The sequence below is a fragment of the Ancylobacter novellus DSM 506 genome (assembly GCF_000092925.1).
GTDB classification, from domain to species: Bacteria; Pseudomonadota; Alphaproteobacteria; order Rhizobiales; family Xanthobacteraceae; genus Ancylobacter; species Ancylobacter novellus.
Map to the genome: position 1 here is coordinate 3,006,337 of NC_014217.1, position 11,673 is coordinate 3,018,009.

16 protein-coding genes are annotated in these 11,673 nt (G+C 65.7%); 13 read left to right on the top strand and 3 right to left on the bottom strand.

The genetic code is table 11. From position 1 onward, the window contains the following. Positions 1-27: 27 nt before the first annotated feature. Entirely contained in the window at positions 28-1,149 is a 1,122-nt protein-coding gene (locus SNOV_RS14265) for an ABC transporter ATP-binding protein (RefSeq protein WP_013167658.1), read from the bottom strand. Between the two features lie 8 nt (positions 1,150-1,157). Continuing rightward, on the bottom strand, positions 1,158-1,841 hold the full coding sequence (locus tag SNOV_RS14270) for a GntR family transcriptional regulator (protein WP_013167659.1): 684 nt from the start codon (positions 1,839-1,841) through the stop codon (positions 1,158-1,160). Between the two features lie 207 nt (positions 1,842-2,048). Here SNOV_RS14270 and SNOV_RS14275 point away from each other — a divergent pair, with 207 nt between their 5' ends. Further along, the gene (locus SNOV_RS14275) at positions 2,049-2,876 is read left to right on the top strand and encodes a hypothetical protein (protein ID WP_013167660.1); all 828 of its coding nucleotides are present in this window, start codon (positions 2,049-2,051) and stop codon (positions 2,874-2,876) included. Beyond that, on the top strand, positions 2,873-3,808 hold the full coding sequence (locus tag SNOV_RS14280) for a LysR family transcriptional regulator (protein ID WP_013167661.1): 936 nt from the start codon (positions 2,873-2,875) through the stop codon (positions 3,806-3,808). Before SNOV_RS14275 ends, SNOV_RS14280 begins: the two co-directional genes overlap by 4 nt. A gap of 19 nt (positions 3,809-3,827) precedes the next feature. Here the strand turns inward: SNOV_RS14280 and SNOV_RS14285 are convergent, their stop codons facing one another. Continuing rightward, positions 3,828-4,103, bottom strand: coding sequence for a helix-turn-helix domain-containing protein (locus SNOV_RS14285; protein WP_013167662.1), 276 nt, complete (start codon positions 4,101-4,103; stop codon positions 3,828-3,830). Between the two features lie 293 nt (positions 4,104-4,396). Here SNOV_RS14285 and SNOV_RS14290 point away from each other — a divergent pair, with 293 nt between their 5' ends. From SNOV_RS14290 to SNOV_RS14335, 11 genes are all read left to right on the top strand, one after another. Further along, on the top strand, positions 4,397-4,657 hold the full coding sequence (locus SNOV_RS14290) for a DNA -binding domain-containing protein (protein WP_013167663.1): 261 nt from the start codon (positions 4,397-4,399) through the stop codon (positions 4,655-4,657). A gap of 107 nt (positions 4,658-4,764) precedes the next feature. Beyond that, entirely contained in the window at positions 4,765-4,980 is a 216-nt protein-coding gene (locus SNOV_RS24145; protein WP_081440983.1) for a transcriptional regulator domain-containing protein, read from the top strand. A gap of 115 nt (positions 4,981-5,095) precedes the next feature. Beyond that, positions 5,096-5,545, top strand: a complete 450-nt coding sequence (locus tag SNOV_RS23085) for a DUF2285 domain-containing protein (protein WP_081440984.1) — start codon at positions 5,096-5,098, stop codon at positions 5,543-5,545. A gap of 118 nt (positions 5,546-5,663) precedes the next feature. Further along, the gene (locus SNOV_RS14300) at positions 5,664-5,945 is read left to right on the top strand and encodes a helix-turn-helix transcriptional regulator (protein WP_013167665.1); all 282 of its coding nucleotides are present in this window, start codon (positions 5,664-5,666) and stop codon (positions 5,943-5,945) included. Between the two features lie 11 nt (positions 5,946-5,956). Beyond that, positions 5,957-7,066 (top strand): replication initiator protein A, encoded by a 1,110-nt coding sequence (locus SNOV_RS14305; RefSeq protein ID WP_013167666.1) that lies wholly within the window; start codon positions 5,957-5,959, stop codon positions 7,064-7,066. Next, complete coding sequence (gene parA / locus SNOV_RS14310) at positions 7,063-7,716, top strand: ParA family partition ATPase (protein WP_013167667.1); 654 nt, start codon at positions 7,063-7,065, stop codon at positions 7,714-7,716. The genes SNOV_RS14305 and parA overlap by 4 nt, the downstream gene beginning before the upstream one ends. Further along, on the top strand, positions 7,713-7,964 hold the full coding sequence (locus SNOV_RS14315) for a ribbon-helix-helix protein (RefSeq protein WP_013167668.1): 252 nt from the start codon (positions 7,713-7,715) through the stop codon (positions 7,962-7,964). The genes parA and SNOV_RS14315 overlap by 4 nt, the downstream gene beginning before the upstream one ends. Continuing rightward, positions 7,961-8,482 carry a DUF2840 domain-containing protein gene (locus SNOV_RS14320; protein ID WP_013167669.1) on the top strand — a complete coding sequence of 174 codons (522 nt, stop codon included), beginning with the start codon at positions 7,961-7,963 and terminating at the stop codon, positions 8,480-8,482. Before SNOV_RS14315 ends, SNOV_RS14320 begins: the two co-directional genes overlap by 4 nt. Beyond that, entirely contained in the window at positions 8,479-9,024 is a 546-nt protein-coding gene (locus SNOV_RS14325) for a S26 family signal peptidase (RefSeq protein WP_013167670.1), read from the top strand. Before SNOV_RS14320 ends, SNOV_RS14325 begins: the two co-directional genes overlap by 4 nt. 1 nt (position 9,025) lies before the next feature. Further along, entirely contained in the window at positions 9,026-9,688 is a 663-nt protein-coding gene (locus SNOV_RS14330; RefSeq protein WP_013167671.1) for a lytic transglycosylase domain-containing protein, read from the top strand. Positions 9,689-9,931: 243 nt separating this feature from the next. Continuing rightward, positions 9,932-11,671, top strand: a complete 1,740-nt coding sequence (locus SNOV_RS14335; protein ID WP_013167672.1) for a relaxase/mobilization nuclease domain-containing protein — start codon at positions 9,932-9,934, stop codon at positions 11,669-11,671. Positions 11,672-11,673: the final 2 nt, after the last annotated feature.

Below are 11,673 nucleotides of genomic sequence, written 5' to 3' on the forward strand. Positions count from 1 at the left end.
AACCTCCTCGAGATGGGAAGGGTGCGCTCAGGCCGGGAAGGCCCGGGCGTCCTCTCGGCAGAAGCTGAGAGCGATGCGCGCGCCGCGCTCGGGGCGGGCGCTCTGGCCGCAATTGGGCAATTTCCAGATGATCTCGGCACCATCGCGCATCCGGCAGCGCACACGAGAAACCTCACCGAGATAGGTGATGTCAGCAACGTCCACCTCGACCCGGAATTCATCCGCGACCTGTGCTGGTCGAAGACGCTCGGGCCGGACCGCAAGGCTCACGCGGTCGCCGATGCGCGCGTCGGCGATGTTGCGCGCTTCAAGGCCGGCGCCATCAGCACAACTGACCCGGCAGAATTCGCCGCCAGAGGCGATGACCGTGCCCGCGATGCGGTTATTCTCGCCGATGAAGCCCGCGACGAAGGCGGTGCGCGGCTGCTCGTAGAGTTCCGAGGGTGCGCCGATCTGGGCAATCCGCCCGGCCTCAAACACCGCGACGCGATCCGAGAGCGACAAGGCTTCGCTCTGGTCGTGGGTGACATAGACGATGGTTGGCCGCAGTTCGCGATGGAGCCGGACGATCTCGTCCTGCATCTGCTCGCGCAGCTGCTTGTCGAGCGCGCCGAGCGGCTCGTCCATCAGTACGAGCTGGGGCTTGTAGATTAGCGCCCGGGCAACGGCGATGCGCTGCTGCTGCCCGCCGGACAGCTGCGCCGGACGTCGGTCCCGCATTCCCTCGAGCCGGATGAGCCGCAGAGCCCAGGCGACCCGCTCGGCGATCTCGGACTTACGCCAGCCACGCGCCTTGAGCGGATAGGCGAGGTTCTCACCGACGGTCAGATGCGGAAACAGCGCATAGTGCTGGAACACCATACCGATATTCCGCTTGTACGGCGGTAACCTGGACACGTCGCGCCCGCCGATCTCGATTATCCCCCCGCTGGGCGGCTCGAAGCCGGCGAGCATCATCAAGAGACTCGTCTTGCCGGAACCGGAGGGACCGAGAATGGTCAGGAATTCGCCCGGGTGAACGTCGAGATCAAGCGCATCCACCACCTTGTTGACGCCGTCATAACTCTTGTCGACGCGGCGCAGCACCAGAGCTTCCGCCTCGGCGCCGTTGCCTGATGGCGCCAGCGCGCCCGTGACCTTCATCAGCATTGGCGCCCTCAATCGTGATCACCCAGCATGAAGCTGGTGATGCGGTTGAGGGTGCGGGCGATGTGGTTGCGCCGGATGAACCCCACCGCGCGGATGTCACCAGCGGCGAGCGAGGCCAGGATCTCGGTGATCTCGTCGCCTTGCGCCGCGACTTCGGCCGGCCAGTTGAGTTCGGGCAGGATTTCGAGATAGGCGCGGATGGTCTTGTAGTAGAGAACCTCGGACACATGCCGGTATTCGGCATTGCCGGACAGATGCAGGATCTCGTCTTGAAGCCGGTGGCTGATCTGGGCCAAGGCGCGCACATCGACCTGACCGCCGAGCGGTTGGCATTCGGCCAGAAGCTCGCGGAGCGTCGCGGTGATGGAGTCGAGCATGGACGCCGGGTTGAGATCGCCCAGCAATTCGGCAAGCTTCATGCGCAGCGCATAGGCGTCGCGCAGGGATTTGAGTTCCACTGACGTCACCATCGAGCCAACATTCGGCGTGGTCTCGATCAGCCCTTCATTCTCCAGCGCCTGCATCACCCGCCGCATGGGCGTACGGCTGACGCCGAATTCACGCGCGAGTTCGGCTTCGCTCAACGCCGTACCGGGAGGGTAGATGAGCAGACAGATCCGGTCGCGCAGGGCGTGGTGGATGGCGGAAAACCGCTCCCTCGGCGTGGGTCGACTCTCAACAGTTGCGGTCATGGCGGTCTCCTGATGCAAAATTGGTACATCTTAAAATATGTATCGTCAACAACGGAGTCCCGTATTAGCTAACCAGTATACCGGTTTATGACATGTGGGTTAAGACGATGAAATATCTAGTACATTCGCGAATGTAGTTTGCTATCGACGGCACCCGCCGCGAAAATTCTCGCTGTTACACGAGAAAATGCGAAAGCGGATATGTCGATGAGCGGATCTGAAGCGGGAATGCGCGCGGCCAAGCACGATTTCACGCCGACCTATGACCAGCCCTGGCCGCACGCCTATTATTCGGCCCATCTCGCGCTCGACTACATGATCTGCGATCGTGCCAAGCCGGTATTCGAGGACATCATCGCGCGCATGCGCCGCCAGCGACCGCATCGACCTCTCAAGATCGTGGATGTGGGCGCGTCCTACGGGCTCAACGCGGCCCTGCTGCGCTCCCGGCTCACCTTGGACGAACTCTACGCGGCGTACACCCTCAAGGATGGGCCGCTGGCGTCCCAACGCCTTGAGGATCACCAGGCCTTCTTCACGCGCCAGCAGCGGCGAGAAGACCTAGACGTCGTGGGTCTGGACCCCAGCCGTCACGCGTTGCGCTACGCTCGCAACGTCGGCCTGATCAGAGCAGCAGCGACAGCCAATCTGGAGACCGAGGAACTCTCCCCTACGGACCGTGAAGTTCTTCGTGATGCGGATCTGATTATCAGCACCGGCTGCGTCGGCTACGCCACCGCGCGGACATTCCAACGGGTCTATGCGGCGACCGCCGCCTCCCGCCCTTGGGTGGCGAGTTTTGCCATGCATCCGTTCGGCTACGGGGATATCGCTGCGGTGCTGGCAGGGTTCGGCCTTGCCACCATAGAGAAGCCAGACCTCCGGCAGCGCCAGCGGCGCTTCTCCACCGAGCAAGAACGGTCCTCGATCCTCTCCCTGATGGCGGAGCGTGGAATGGATGATCGGCTGGAACGTGCCACCGGCTATATCTACGCCGCCTTTCATCTGTCGACGCCTCGCGAGGACGATGCATGAAGGCGAAGCCGGATATCGCCGCCATTGCGCAGCGCCTCGATCCTTTTCTGCTGAAACATTGGCGTTTCATTCTCGCCGCGGCCGAAGAAGGCAGCTTCCGGCGGGCCGCCGACCGGCTGGGAGTGCAGCAATCGACGTTGAGCCGGCGTATTCGCGACATTGAGGACGCCATGGGCGCCACCCTGTTTGCCCGCGCCCATACCGGCGTACGACCCACTTTCGCCGGCCGTCGTCTGCTCGAACCCGCCCGAGAGATACTGGCACAAGCATCGCAGGCCGCACTGGCGGTGGAGCGCGCCGGAACCGCGCAGGATGGCGTGCTTCGCATCGGTCTGCCCCCGATCACGCCGGGGGTCCGCCTCACACAGCTGCTTCATCGCTTCCTGCAGATCTGTCCGCACGTCCGGGTCGAACTCGTCGACACGGATCCGGCGTCGCAGCATCAGGCGGCCCGACGGCATGAACTTGATGTCGTGATTCAAGCAGGGACACCACCGGTGAAGGGCGAGGCCGGACTCGATCTGTGGAACGAAGTTGTGCTCATCGTGATGGCTGAGCGGGATATTCTGGCCGCGTCGCCCGCGATTGACCCCGATAAACTGATCGGGCGGCGTTTCATTTTCATGGCGGGTGACCCGGCTCTGCCCATTTTCCGAGACCTCCTGCCCGATGCCCCTACCCTTCGCCTTGACGTTGAACCGCTCGGCCGGGAGACAAATCTTCTGCAACTGGTCGCGCTTGGACGGGGCCTGACGTTGACCACCGTACCCGTGTCTCCTCATGCACCCGTCACCTGCCGCCCTCTCAAAGGACAGGGATTGCCGCTTCGTGCGATCTGGTCACGCTCCAATCCTAACCCGGCTCTGATGCGGCTCCTGTCCGTCGCGCGCGAAAGGAGGAAAACGGCGGACAACGACTCCGCCGGAGCGTGATTCTGCAGATGTCGTGGCGTCAGCCCGATCGGCTCGAGCCTGCCGCGCGCCTTCGTTTAGGCTGCGCCACCGCACCATCCGCCATGCCGTCCGGCTCGACGAGCGCCACATGGCTTACGCGGAGCGCCAGCGCGATCTCATACAGCGTGATGATCGTCGGATTCTTGAGTCCGCGCTCCATGTCGGACAAATATTGCTGGCTGAAGCCCGAACGCATAGCAAGCTCTTCTTGCGTCAGCTTTTGAGCCTGACGCAGGCGCGCGAGATTGCGGCCGACCAGCTTGCGCATGTCCATGGCGCAAGCGGTCGCGGATTTCGACGATCAAGTTTATCAACTATAATATGTAGCAGCTAATCTACTTTGCGCGCTGGCGTATGGAAACGAACGCCAGCCCCGCCGCCATTCTCGCGAATGAACTTGATGCCGGCGGACTTCGGCGCACGGTACAACGAGTCGGACGTCGTCGCTTATATGCTGCCTCTGCCGCGATGCCCGCGCCTCATCACGTGATGCCGCTCCACGATCTGCCACTTCACTGCATTGTCGTCCTAGTTTCGCGCTCATCGCGATGAAACACGACGCTTGCCATGACCCGCGCCTTCCTCGATGCACCGCCCGATGCGCCGACCGTTACCGACTATGACCGCGGTCATGCCGTGCTGTATCTGCGGCTGCTTGATGCCGAAGCAGCGGGCGCCGACTGGAAGGAAGTTGTAGCGCTACTGTTCGGTCTCGATCCGCTCACGGCGCCGGAGCGTGCCCGGCGTGTCCACGCGGCCCATCTGGCCCGGGCCCGCTGGATGTCGACGCGAGGGTATCAGGAACTCCTGCGCCGACCCGACAAGTGATCGAGTGATGCCTACTGGGCATCAGGTCATGTCTTTGACGTTTCTTCCCGAAGCTTCCTCCAGACGAGATCGTCGGGCGTATCGCAGTCCGCTCGAGAGGGATCCGGATGGTCCTGGAATCGGCTTGGCAGTCATCAGAGGCCTATGCCTTCGTAGATGCTCTCTCGCCTGCACAGCTCGCCTGGGAATGGCTTCGGCGCAACGAGGCGTATCGGCAAGACTTTGCCATACTCCGTGCGGCCGCCGGAGCCGAGGAGGAGACCCTCGCGGCGCTCATGCGAGCCCGCTGGGGTCTGCGATTTCCCGATCGACCCCACACGTGATGCGCGAGACGCTGCCGTTATCTGGGACCTGGAAACCGACCCCGGCCTGATCGCGCTTGTCGCGCCGTGCGACACTGCCTGTGGCCCCCCGACCGCTGGTGATACGCCTCAGGGCATGGACGATCACCAGCATGCATCAGGTTGTGTGATCGTCGGCGCGGGCCGCGACGCGATCGCCGTCCTACTGCCGAAAGGCCATCGCCTCGATCCATCCCTGTGTGCTCTGGTGCTGATGGACGCACACCTAACCGATCGGATCGAAGCTCTGATGCGGCTGTCAGCCCACATGCGGACTGCGTCAATGCCGCCGGATCGGAGGATCACGCTCCAGCAGCGCCGGCGCCTGCGCCACATGCTTCAGGCGGGGGACGCTCGGCGCGCGGGCGCGACCTATCGTGAGATCGCGACCAGCCTGTTCGGTGCCGTTCGTGTCGCGGCGGCACCTTGGAAGACGTCCTCCCTGCGCGACACGGTCATCGCGCTGGTGGAGGATGCGCGCCTGATGGTCGAAGGCGATTACCGCAAGCTGTTGTATCGGCGCCGCCGCTGCACCTCGCCCCGCTAGGGTGGGGAAGTTAGCTCTCAATCTTCCCCATCCCTCCCGACATTCTCCCTCCGCCACCGTGGTCACCGTCCGCCGCCGCACTCCGGCGGCACCCGCCACACCCACGGAGGCCCGCTCCATGCGACCCGATCTCGCCACCCTCCCGCCGCGCTATCTGCGCACCAAGGAAGCCGCCGCGCTTCTCAGCCTGTCGGCCCGCACGCTGGAGAAGCACCGCACCTATGGCACCGGTCCCGCCTATCGCAAGCTGGGCGGGCGCGTCGTCTATTCCGTCGACGACCTGCAGGCCTGGACCGAGCGCGGCGCAGTCACCTCGACCGCCGATCCGCGCGGCACCGTCCTGCCGGCCAAGCGCCATGCGTTTGCCGCCGCTTCGTTCGCCGGCCGCGCCACGCGCTGAACGCACCACCCATGGCGGCGCGGCATCACAGCCTCTCGGAGCGCGGACAGCTCGATCTGTTCCGCGCCCTGCCGGGGGACTTCGCGCCACGAGATGCGCAGGATCTCATGGCCTATCCCTTCTTCTCCCTTTCCAAGACGCCGCGCGTCGCGCCCATCGATTTCAGAACCGGCAGCATCGCCATCCGGGTCGAGGCCGTGCCCAATCACGGCATGGCCACCATCTGGGACGCCGACATTCTCATCTGGGCCGCCAGCCAGATCGTCGAAGCCCGTGACGCGGGGATTCGCACCTCGCGCCTGATGGCCGCGACGCCCTATGAGATCCTCACCTTTGTCGGGCGCGGCACCTCCCTGCGCGACTATCAGCGCCTCAAGGCCGCGCTCGACCGTCTCCAATCGACGACCGTCTCGACCACGATCCGCCAGCCGGCGGAGGGGCGCCGGCACCGCTTCTCCTGGATCAATGAATGGCAGGAGCGCGCGGACCGCAACGGACGGCCCGATGGCGTCGACCTCATCCTGCCGGACTGGTTCTACCGCGCCGTGCTCGACGACGCGCTCGTGCTCACCATCGACCGGGCCTATTTCGGGCTGACCGGCGGGCTGGAGCGCTGGCTCTACCGGCTGGTGCGCAAGCATGGCGGCCGTCAGCAGGATGGGTGGCGGTTCGATTTCCGGCACCTGCACCAGAAGTCGGGCAGCCTGTCGCCATTCAAGCGCTTCGCCTTCGAGCTCAGGGATGTGATCCGGCGCCAGCCGCTTCCCGGCTACAGGCTGTTCGTGGAGGTCGAGGTCAGCGGCCGGCTGCTGCTGGCCTTCGCTCCTGTCGCGCCCTGTGGGCAGCCTGTGCATAGCCTCGTGCTATCGGGAACCCCGACTATCGTGCCATCGGGAACCGGCGCCTCGTGCCATCAGGAACCCAAACAGACCTTAACTCACTGTTCTGCATCAGAAAATCGCGCCCTTAACTTAGAGTCTAACCCAGAATCTAACATTGAGAGGCGCGCGAGCGCTTTTGAGGGCTCCCCGGATCAGCACCGGCAGGAGGCAAAGTGGCCTGGGAAAACCCCGCCTGACAGCGTCTTGCAGACGCCCCCTCGCTCGAGGGGGCACCGATGATCGTCGCGCTCCTCAACCAGAAGGGCGGAGTCGGCAAGACGACGCTGGCGCTGCATCTCGCGGGGCAATGGGCCCGGCAGGGGCAGCGGATCCCGCTGATCGACGCCGATCCGCAGGGCTCCAGCCTCGACTGGTCGCAGCAGCGCAGCCGCGAGGGCGTGCCGCGGCTGTTCGGTGTCGTCGGGCTCGCCCGCGACACGCTGCACCGGGAGGGCTCCGAGCTCGCCCGTGACGCCGATCATATCGTTATCGATGGACCGCCCCGGGTCGCCGGCCTGATGCGCTCGGCGCTGCTCGCCGCCGATCTGGTGCTGATCCCGGTTCAGCCCTCGCCCTTCGATGGATGGGCCTCGGCCGAGATGTTGGCGTTGATCCGGGAGGCGCGGATCTACCGCCCGGCGCTGTTGGTCCGGTTCGTCCTGAACCGCTGCGGCGCGCGCACGGTAATCGCCCGCGAGACTGCGCGGACACTGGCCGATCACGATCCTCCGGTGCTCGCCAGCACCGTCGGTCAGCGCACCGCCTTTGCGGCGGCCGCGCAATCCGGGCGTCTCGTCTTCGAGCGCGACGATGCCGGGCCAGCCACGCGCGAAATTGCTGCGCTCACCGCCGAGATCAATGGTCTCGACCTCGGGAGGCCCGCGCGATGAGCGAACGCCCGATCCGCCGCGACTTCGCCTCTCGGCCTGCCGATCCCGAGCACTGGATCAAGGCAACCGATGTCTCGACCGAACGCCGCCCCGGAGCCGCGTTCACCGCGCGCCTCACCATCGATGTGACGCCAGACCTGCGCGGGCGGATCAAGGTCGCCGCCTTCCGGCGTGGCGTCACCGTCGCCGAAATGCTGCGCGACCTCCTCGCGCGTGAATTCCCTCCCACATCAGGAGATCATCCATGAGCGCGGCGTTTGCACCCCGTGCGGCAAGCACGGCATCCGCGTCCAGTCCCCCGTCCGATGCGATGACCCACGTCGAGCTGACCCATATCGAGAAGCGCATCGAGAACTGGATCCGCTTCGGCCATCACGCACATGAGCAGCTTCTGGATCGCCGTCGGCGCATCCTGTCTTTCCCTCCCGGCTGCATCTTCGCCTTTGTCCGATGGGCGTCGAACGACTTCGGCACCGTTGCTTCCCGCCTCGATATCGTGCGCTGCGGGGCGCTGGGCGAAGGCTTCCAGACGCTGCCCTTCGTGCGGCCCGGCGGCGAGATCCTGTTGCGGGTGAATGGCTGGCCGAAGGTCGAGAAAATTCTGCAGCACATCGACGCCATCGAGGCGATCGGCATTGATGCGGCAACCGTCGCCCCCGACCACTGGGGTCATGTCGCCCACCGCATGAGCGTCGGCTTCGAGCCTCGCGCCTATACTCTGGAGCGCCATCAGGCGTGGTTGAAGCGGCAGGAGTGCGGACTATGAACCGCGCCGCTTATGTGCTGATGACGACGGTCGCCAGCGTCGGTGTGGCACTCGCCGCCACCATGCCGACGCCGCTCAAGCTCATCTGGAACGTCTCGGCGAGCGTTCCTGTCGGGCTCTACTCGGTCGAGCCGGCTGATGCTCTCGAGATCACCGATCTGGTCGCGGTGATGCCGCCACCCCCGCTCGCCGCGTTCCTCATCGCGCGTGGCTATCTCGGCGGAGGCACGCCGCTGTTGAAGCGTGTGATGGGGCTCCCGGGGCAAGTGGTCTGCCGCCTCGGTGAGGCGATTACGGTCGATGGCGTGCCGCTGGGCGAAGCGCTGCCGCGCGACCGCATGGGGCGTGATCTGCCGGTCTGGCAGGGCTGCCGGCGTGTCGAGCCCGGCCATCTGTTCCTGATGAACCGGGACGTCGGCGACAGTCTCGACGGACGTTATTTCGGCCCAATCTCGGCTACGGCCATCATCGGCCGGACGATGCCAGTGCTCACGGATGAAGCCGGCAACCGTGACTTCATCTGGCGCGCGGCGGTGCGCTGACATGCATCGCCCTGTGCTCTTCCTCGCAGGCGGATTGTTAATCGGCGGAGCATCGCCTGGCTGTGCCACCGCGCAGACCGTGTCGCCGACCGTGGCGTATTCCGTCACATCCTACGCCGCCTTTATCGACGAGGCTGCGCAGCGCTTCCAGCTTCCGGCCAGCTGGATCCGTGCCGTCCTGCAGGCCGAGAGCGGCGGCGATCCGCGCGCCGTCTCACCGGCCGGCGCCATGGGACTGATGCAGATCACGCCCGCGACCTGGGACCAGCTTCGCGCCCATCACGCTCTCGGTGCCGATCCGTTCGACCCGCGCGATAGCATCCTCGCGGGCGCCGCCCATCTGCGGCAGCTCCATGACCGCTATAGCAGCATCCACGCCGTGCTCGCGGCCTATAATGCCGGGCCTGCGCGCTATGAGGCGTCGCTTACCGGAAAACCGCTGCCGCCGGAGACGCGCACTTACATCGCGGCCTTGGCGCCGATCATCAACAAAGAGTCTGCAGCCGGCGCGACCGAATTGGTGCGGCCAATGGCGCAAAGCTGGCGCGAGGCTCCGCTATTCGCTGCGCCGACCGAGCGTAGCAATCCAGTCGATGCCGGGTTCCTCGCGCCGCGTTCGGGCGCGCTTTTCGTTGCTCCTTTGCCATCGCGGAGGGCGCCATGAGCAGGCGGGCCCGCTTTCGCGTCCTGTCGGGCTCTGGCGCTCCATGGAGGGTGAGGAGGCGTGGGACAGGGATCACGACCGCACGAGGGCAGGATAAAAGGGCGCACATTGCGCGACGGTCGGGGTGTTGCTTCACCACGTGTTTTCCGCGCCCTCGGCACCTTGCGGCGCCGAACCACAAGGTTTGCGCGTGCCGCAAATGGCGCCGCATCAATGATTTCCCGCACATTGCGAGGTTTCGCCATGAGCGATGACCGCGAGTTTCGCGTCCGTCCCGGCCGCATCCGCTCGACCCGCGCCCAGCACTCCCGCCCCTTCGTCGCTCAGGCGCTCGCCGCGGCCCGGAAGGCCGGCGGCGGGGTCTCTCGCTCCGGCAAGATCACCTCCGACAACCGCTCGCGCTTCGGCAGCGGACAGGTCGCCAGTCTTCAGGCCAGCCGCCGGATCACGCCGCGCTCACGCGGCGCCGTGGTAAAGGCGCGCGTCGTCCGACAGACTGCCCGCACCGGCTCGCTCGGACAGCACCTCACCTATCTCCGCCGCGAGGGCGTGACCCGCGACGGCGAGAAGGCGCGGCTGTTCGGTCCCGAGAGTGACAGCGTGGATGTCGACGCCTTCGCTGAGCGCTGCCGCGAGGACCGTCACCATTTTCGCTTCATCATCTCGCCTGACGACGCGTTGGAGATGGAGGACCTGCGGGCCTTCACCCGAGACCTCACACGGCAGATGGAAAAGGACCTTGGCACCGGGCTCGATTGGGTCGCCGTCGATCACTGGAACACCGAGCATCCCCATGTACATCTGATCGTGCGCGGCCGCCGCGACGATGACCAGGACCTCGTAATCTCCCGCGACTACATCAAGGAAGGCATGCGCGACCGCGCCCGCGACCTGATCACCCAGGAACTCGGTCCACGCACAGAGCTCGATATCCGCCGAAGTTTGGAACGCCAGATCGAGGCCGAGCGCTGGACCGAGCTCGACCGCCAGCTTGCCCGCGAGATCCGCGAGAGCGGCACCATCGACATGGCGCCGGTTCCCCGCCGACAGCCGGACGAACACTATGCGCTGAAGATGGGGCGCCTCCGCAAACTCGAGGCGCTCGGCCTCGCCAAGGAGATCGGCAACGCGCAATGGGTGATGGAGCCGGACGCGGAAGCCCCCCTGCGCGCGCTCGGTGAACGCGGCGACATCATCAAGCGCATGCACCGCGCCCTGACCGAACGCGGGATCGAGCGCGGCACGGCCAGCTACGTCCTCGCCGCCGAGAGTCTCGACGTGCCAGTGATCGGCCGGCTGGTCGCGCGCGGTCTCGATGACGAACTCCACGGCTCTGCCTATGCCATCGTCGATGGCGTGGATGGCCGCTCCCATCACATCCGGTTGCCCGATCTCGATGCCGCTGGTGACGGCGCGCCGGGCTCCATCGTCGAACTCCGGACCTTCGACGATGCGCACGGCAAACGGCGCGTCGCGCTCGCCGTGCGATCCGATCTCGACCTAGCCCATCAGGTCACGGCCACCGGTGCCACCTGGCTCGACCGGCAGGCCATGGCGCATGACCCCGTCGCTCTCTCCGACGGCGGCTTCGGAGCGGAGGTGAGCCAGGCACTCGACCGACGCGCCGAGCATCTTATCCACGAGGGCTTGGCCGAGCGGCAGGGACGGCGCGTCGTCTTCGCCCGCAACCTCATAGAAACGCTCCGCCGCCGGGAACTGGAGGCCGTGGGAGAGACGCTCGCCGCCGAGAGCGGCCTGCCGTTCAAAAAGGCCGGCACCGGCGAGTATGTCGCCGGCACGTATCGCCAGCGCCTTGTGCTCGCGTCCGGTCGCTTCGCCATGCTCGATGACGGCCTCGGCTTCCAGCTCGTGCCCTGGTCGCCCTCGTTGGAACGCCAGCTCGGCAAGCATGTCTCCGGCGTCGCCCGTGACGATGGGGGCGTTGACTGGAGCTTCGGTCGCAAGCGCGGCCTTAGCCTCTGACC

Coding starts and splice junctions, on each gene's coding strand:
- SNOV_RS14265 (WP_013167658.1), bottom strand. CDS start 1,149: ATGCTGATGAAGGTCACGGGCGCGCTGGCGCCATCAGGCAACGGCGCC.
- SNOV_RS14270 (WP_013167659.1), bottom strand. CDS start 1,841: ATGACCGCAACTGTTGAGAGTCGACCCACGCCGAGGGAGCGGTTTTCC.
- SNOV_RS14275 (WP_013167660.1), top strand. CDS start 2,049: ATGAGCGGATCTGAAGCGGGAATGCGCGCGGCCAAGCACGATTTCACG.
- SNOV_RS14280 (WP_013167661.1), top strand. CDS start 2,873: ATGAAGGCGAAGCCGGATATCGCCGCCATTGCGCAGCGCCTCGATCCT.
- SNOV_RS14285 (WP_013167662.1), bottom strand. CDS start 4,103: ATGGACATGCGCAAGCTGGTCGGCCGCAATCTCGCGCGCCTGCGTCAG.
- SNOV_RS14290 (WP_013167663.1), top strand. CDS start 4,397: ATGACCCGCGCCTTCCTCGATGCACCGCCCGATGCGCCGACCGTTACC.
- SNOV_RS24145 (WP_081440983.1), top strand. CDS start 4,765: ATGGTCCTGGAATCGGCTTGGCAGTCATCAGAGGCCTATGCCTTCGTA.
- SNOV_RS23085 (WP_081440984.1), top strand. CDS start 5,096: ATGGACGATCACCAGCATGCATCAGGTTGTGTGATCGTCGGCGCGGGC.
- SNOV_RS14300 (WP_013167665.1), top strand. CDS start 5,664: ATGCGACCCGATCTCGCCACCCTCCCGCCGCGCTATCTGCGCACCAAG.
- SNOV_RS14305 (WP_013167666.1), top strand. CDS start 5,957: ATGGCGGCGCGGCATCACAGCCTCTCGGAGCGCGGACAGCTCGATCTG.
- parA (WP_013167667.1), top strand. CDS start 7,063: ATGATCGTCGCGCTCCTCAACCAGAAGGGCGGAGTCGGCAAGACGACG.
- SNOV_RS14315 (WP_013167668.1), top strand. CDS start 7,713: ATGAGCGAACGCCCGATCCGCCGCGACTTCGCCTCTCGGCCTGCCGAT.
- SNOV_RS14320 (WP_013167669.1), top strand. CDS start 7,961: ATGAGCGCGGCGTTTGCACCCCGTGCGGCAAGCACGGCATCCGCGTCC.
- SNOV_RS14325 (WP_013167670.1), top strand. CDS start 8,479: ATGAACCGCGCCGCTTATGTGCTGATGACGACGGTCGCCAGCGTCGGT.
- SNOV_RS14330 (WP_013167671.1), top strand. CDS start 9,026: ATGCATCGCCCTGTGCTCTTCCTCGCAGGCGGATTGTTAATCGGCGGA.
- SNOV_RS14335 (WP_013167672.1), top strand. CDS start 9,932: ATGAGCGATGACCGCGAGTTTCGCGTCCGTCCCGGCCGCATCCGCTCG.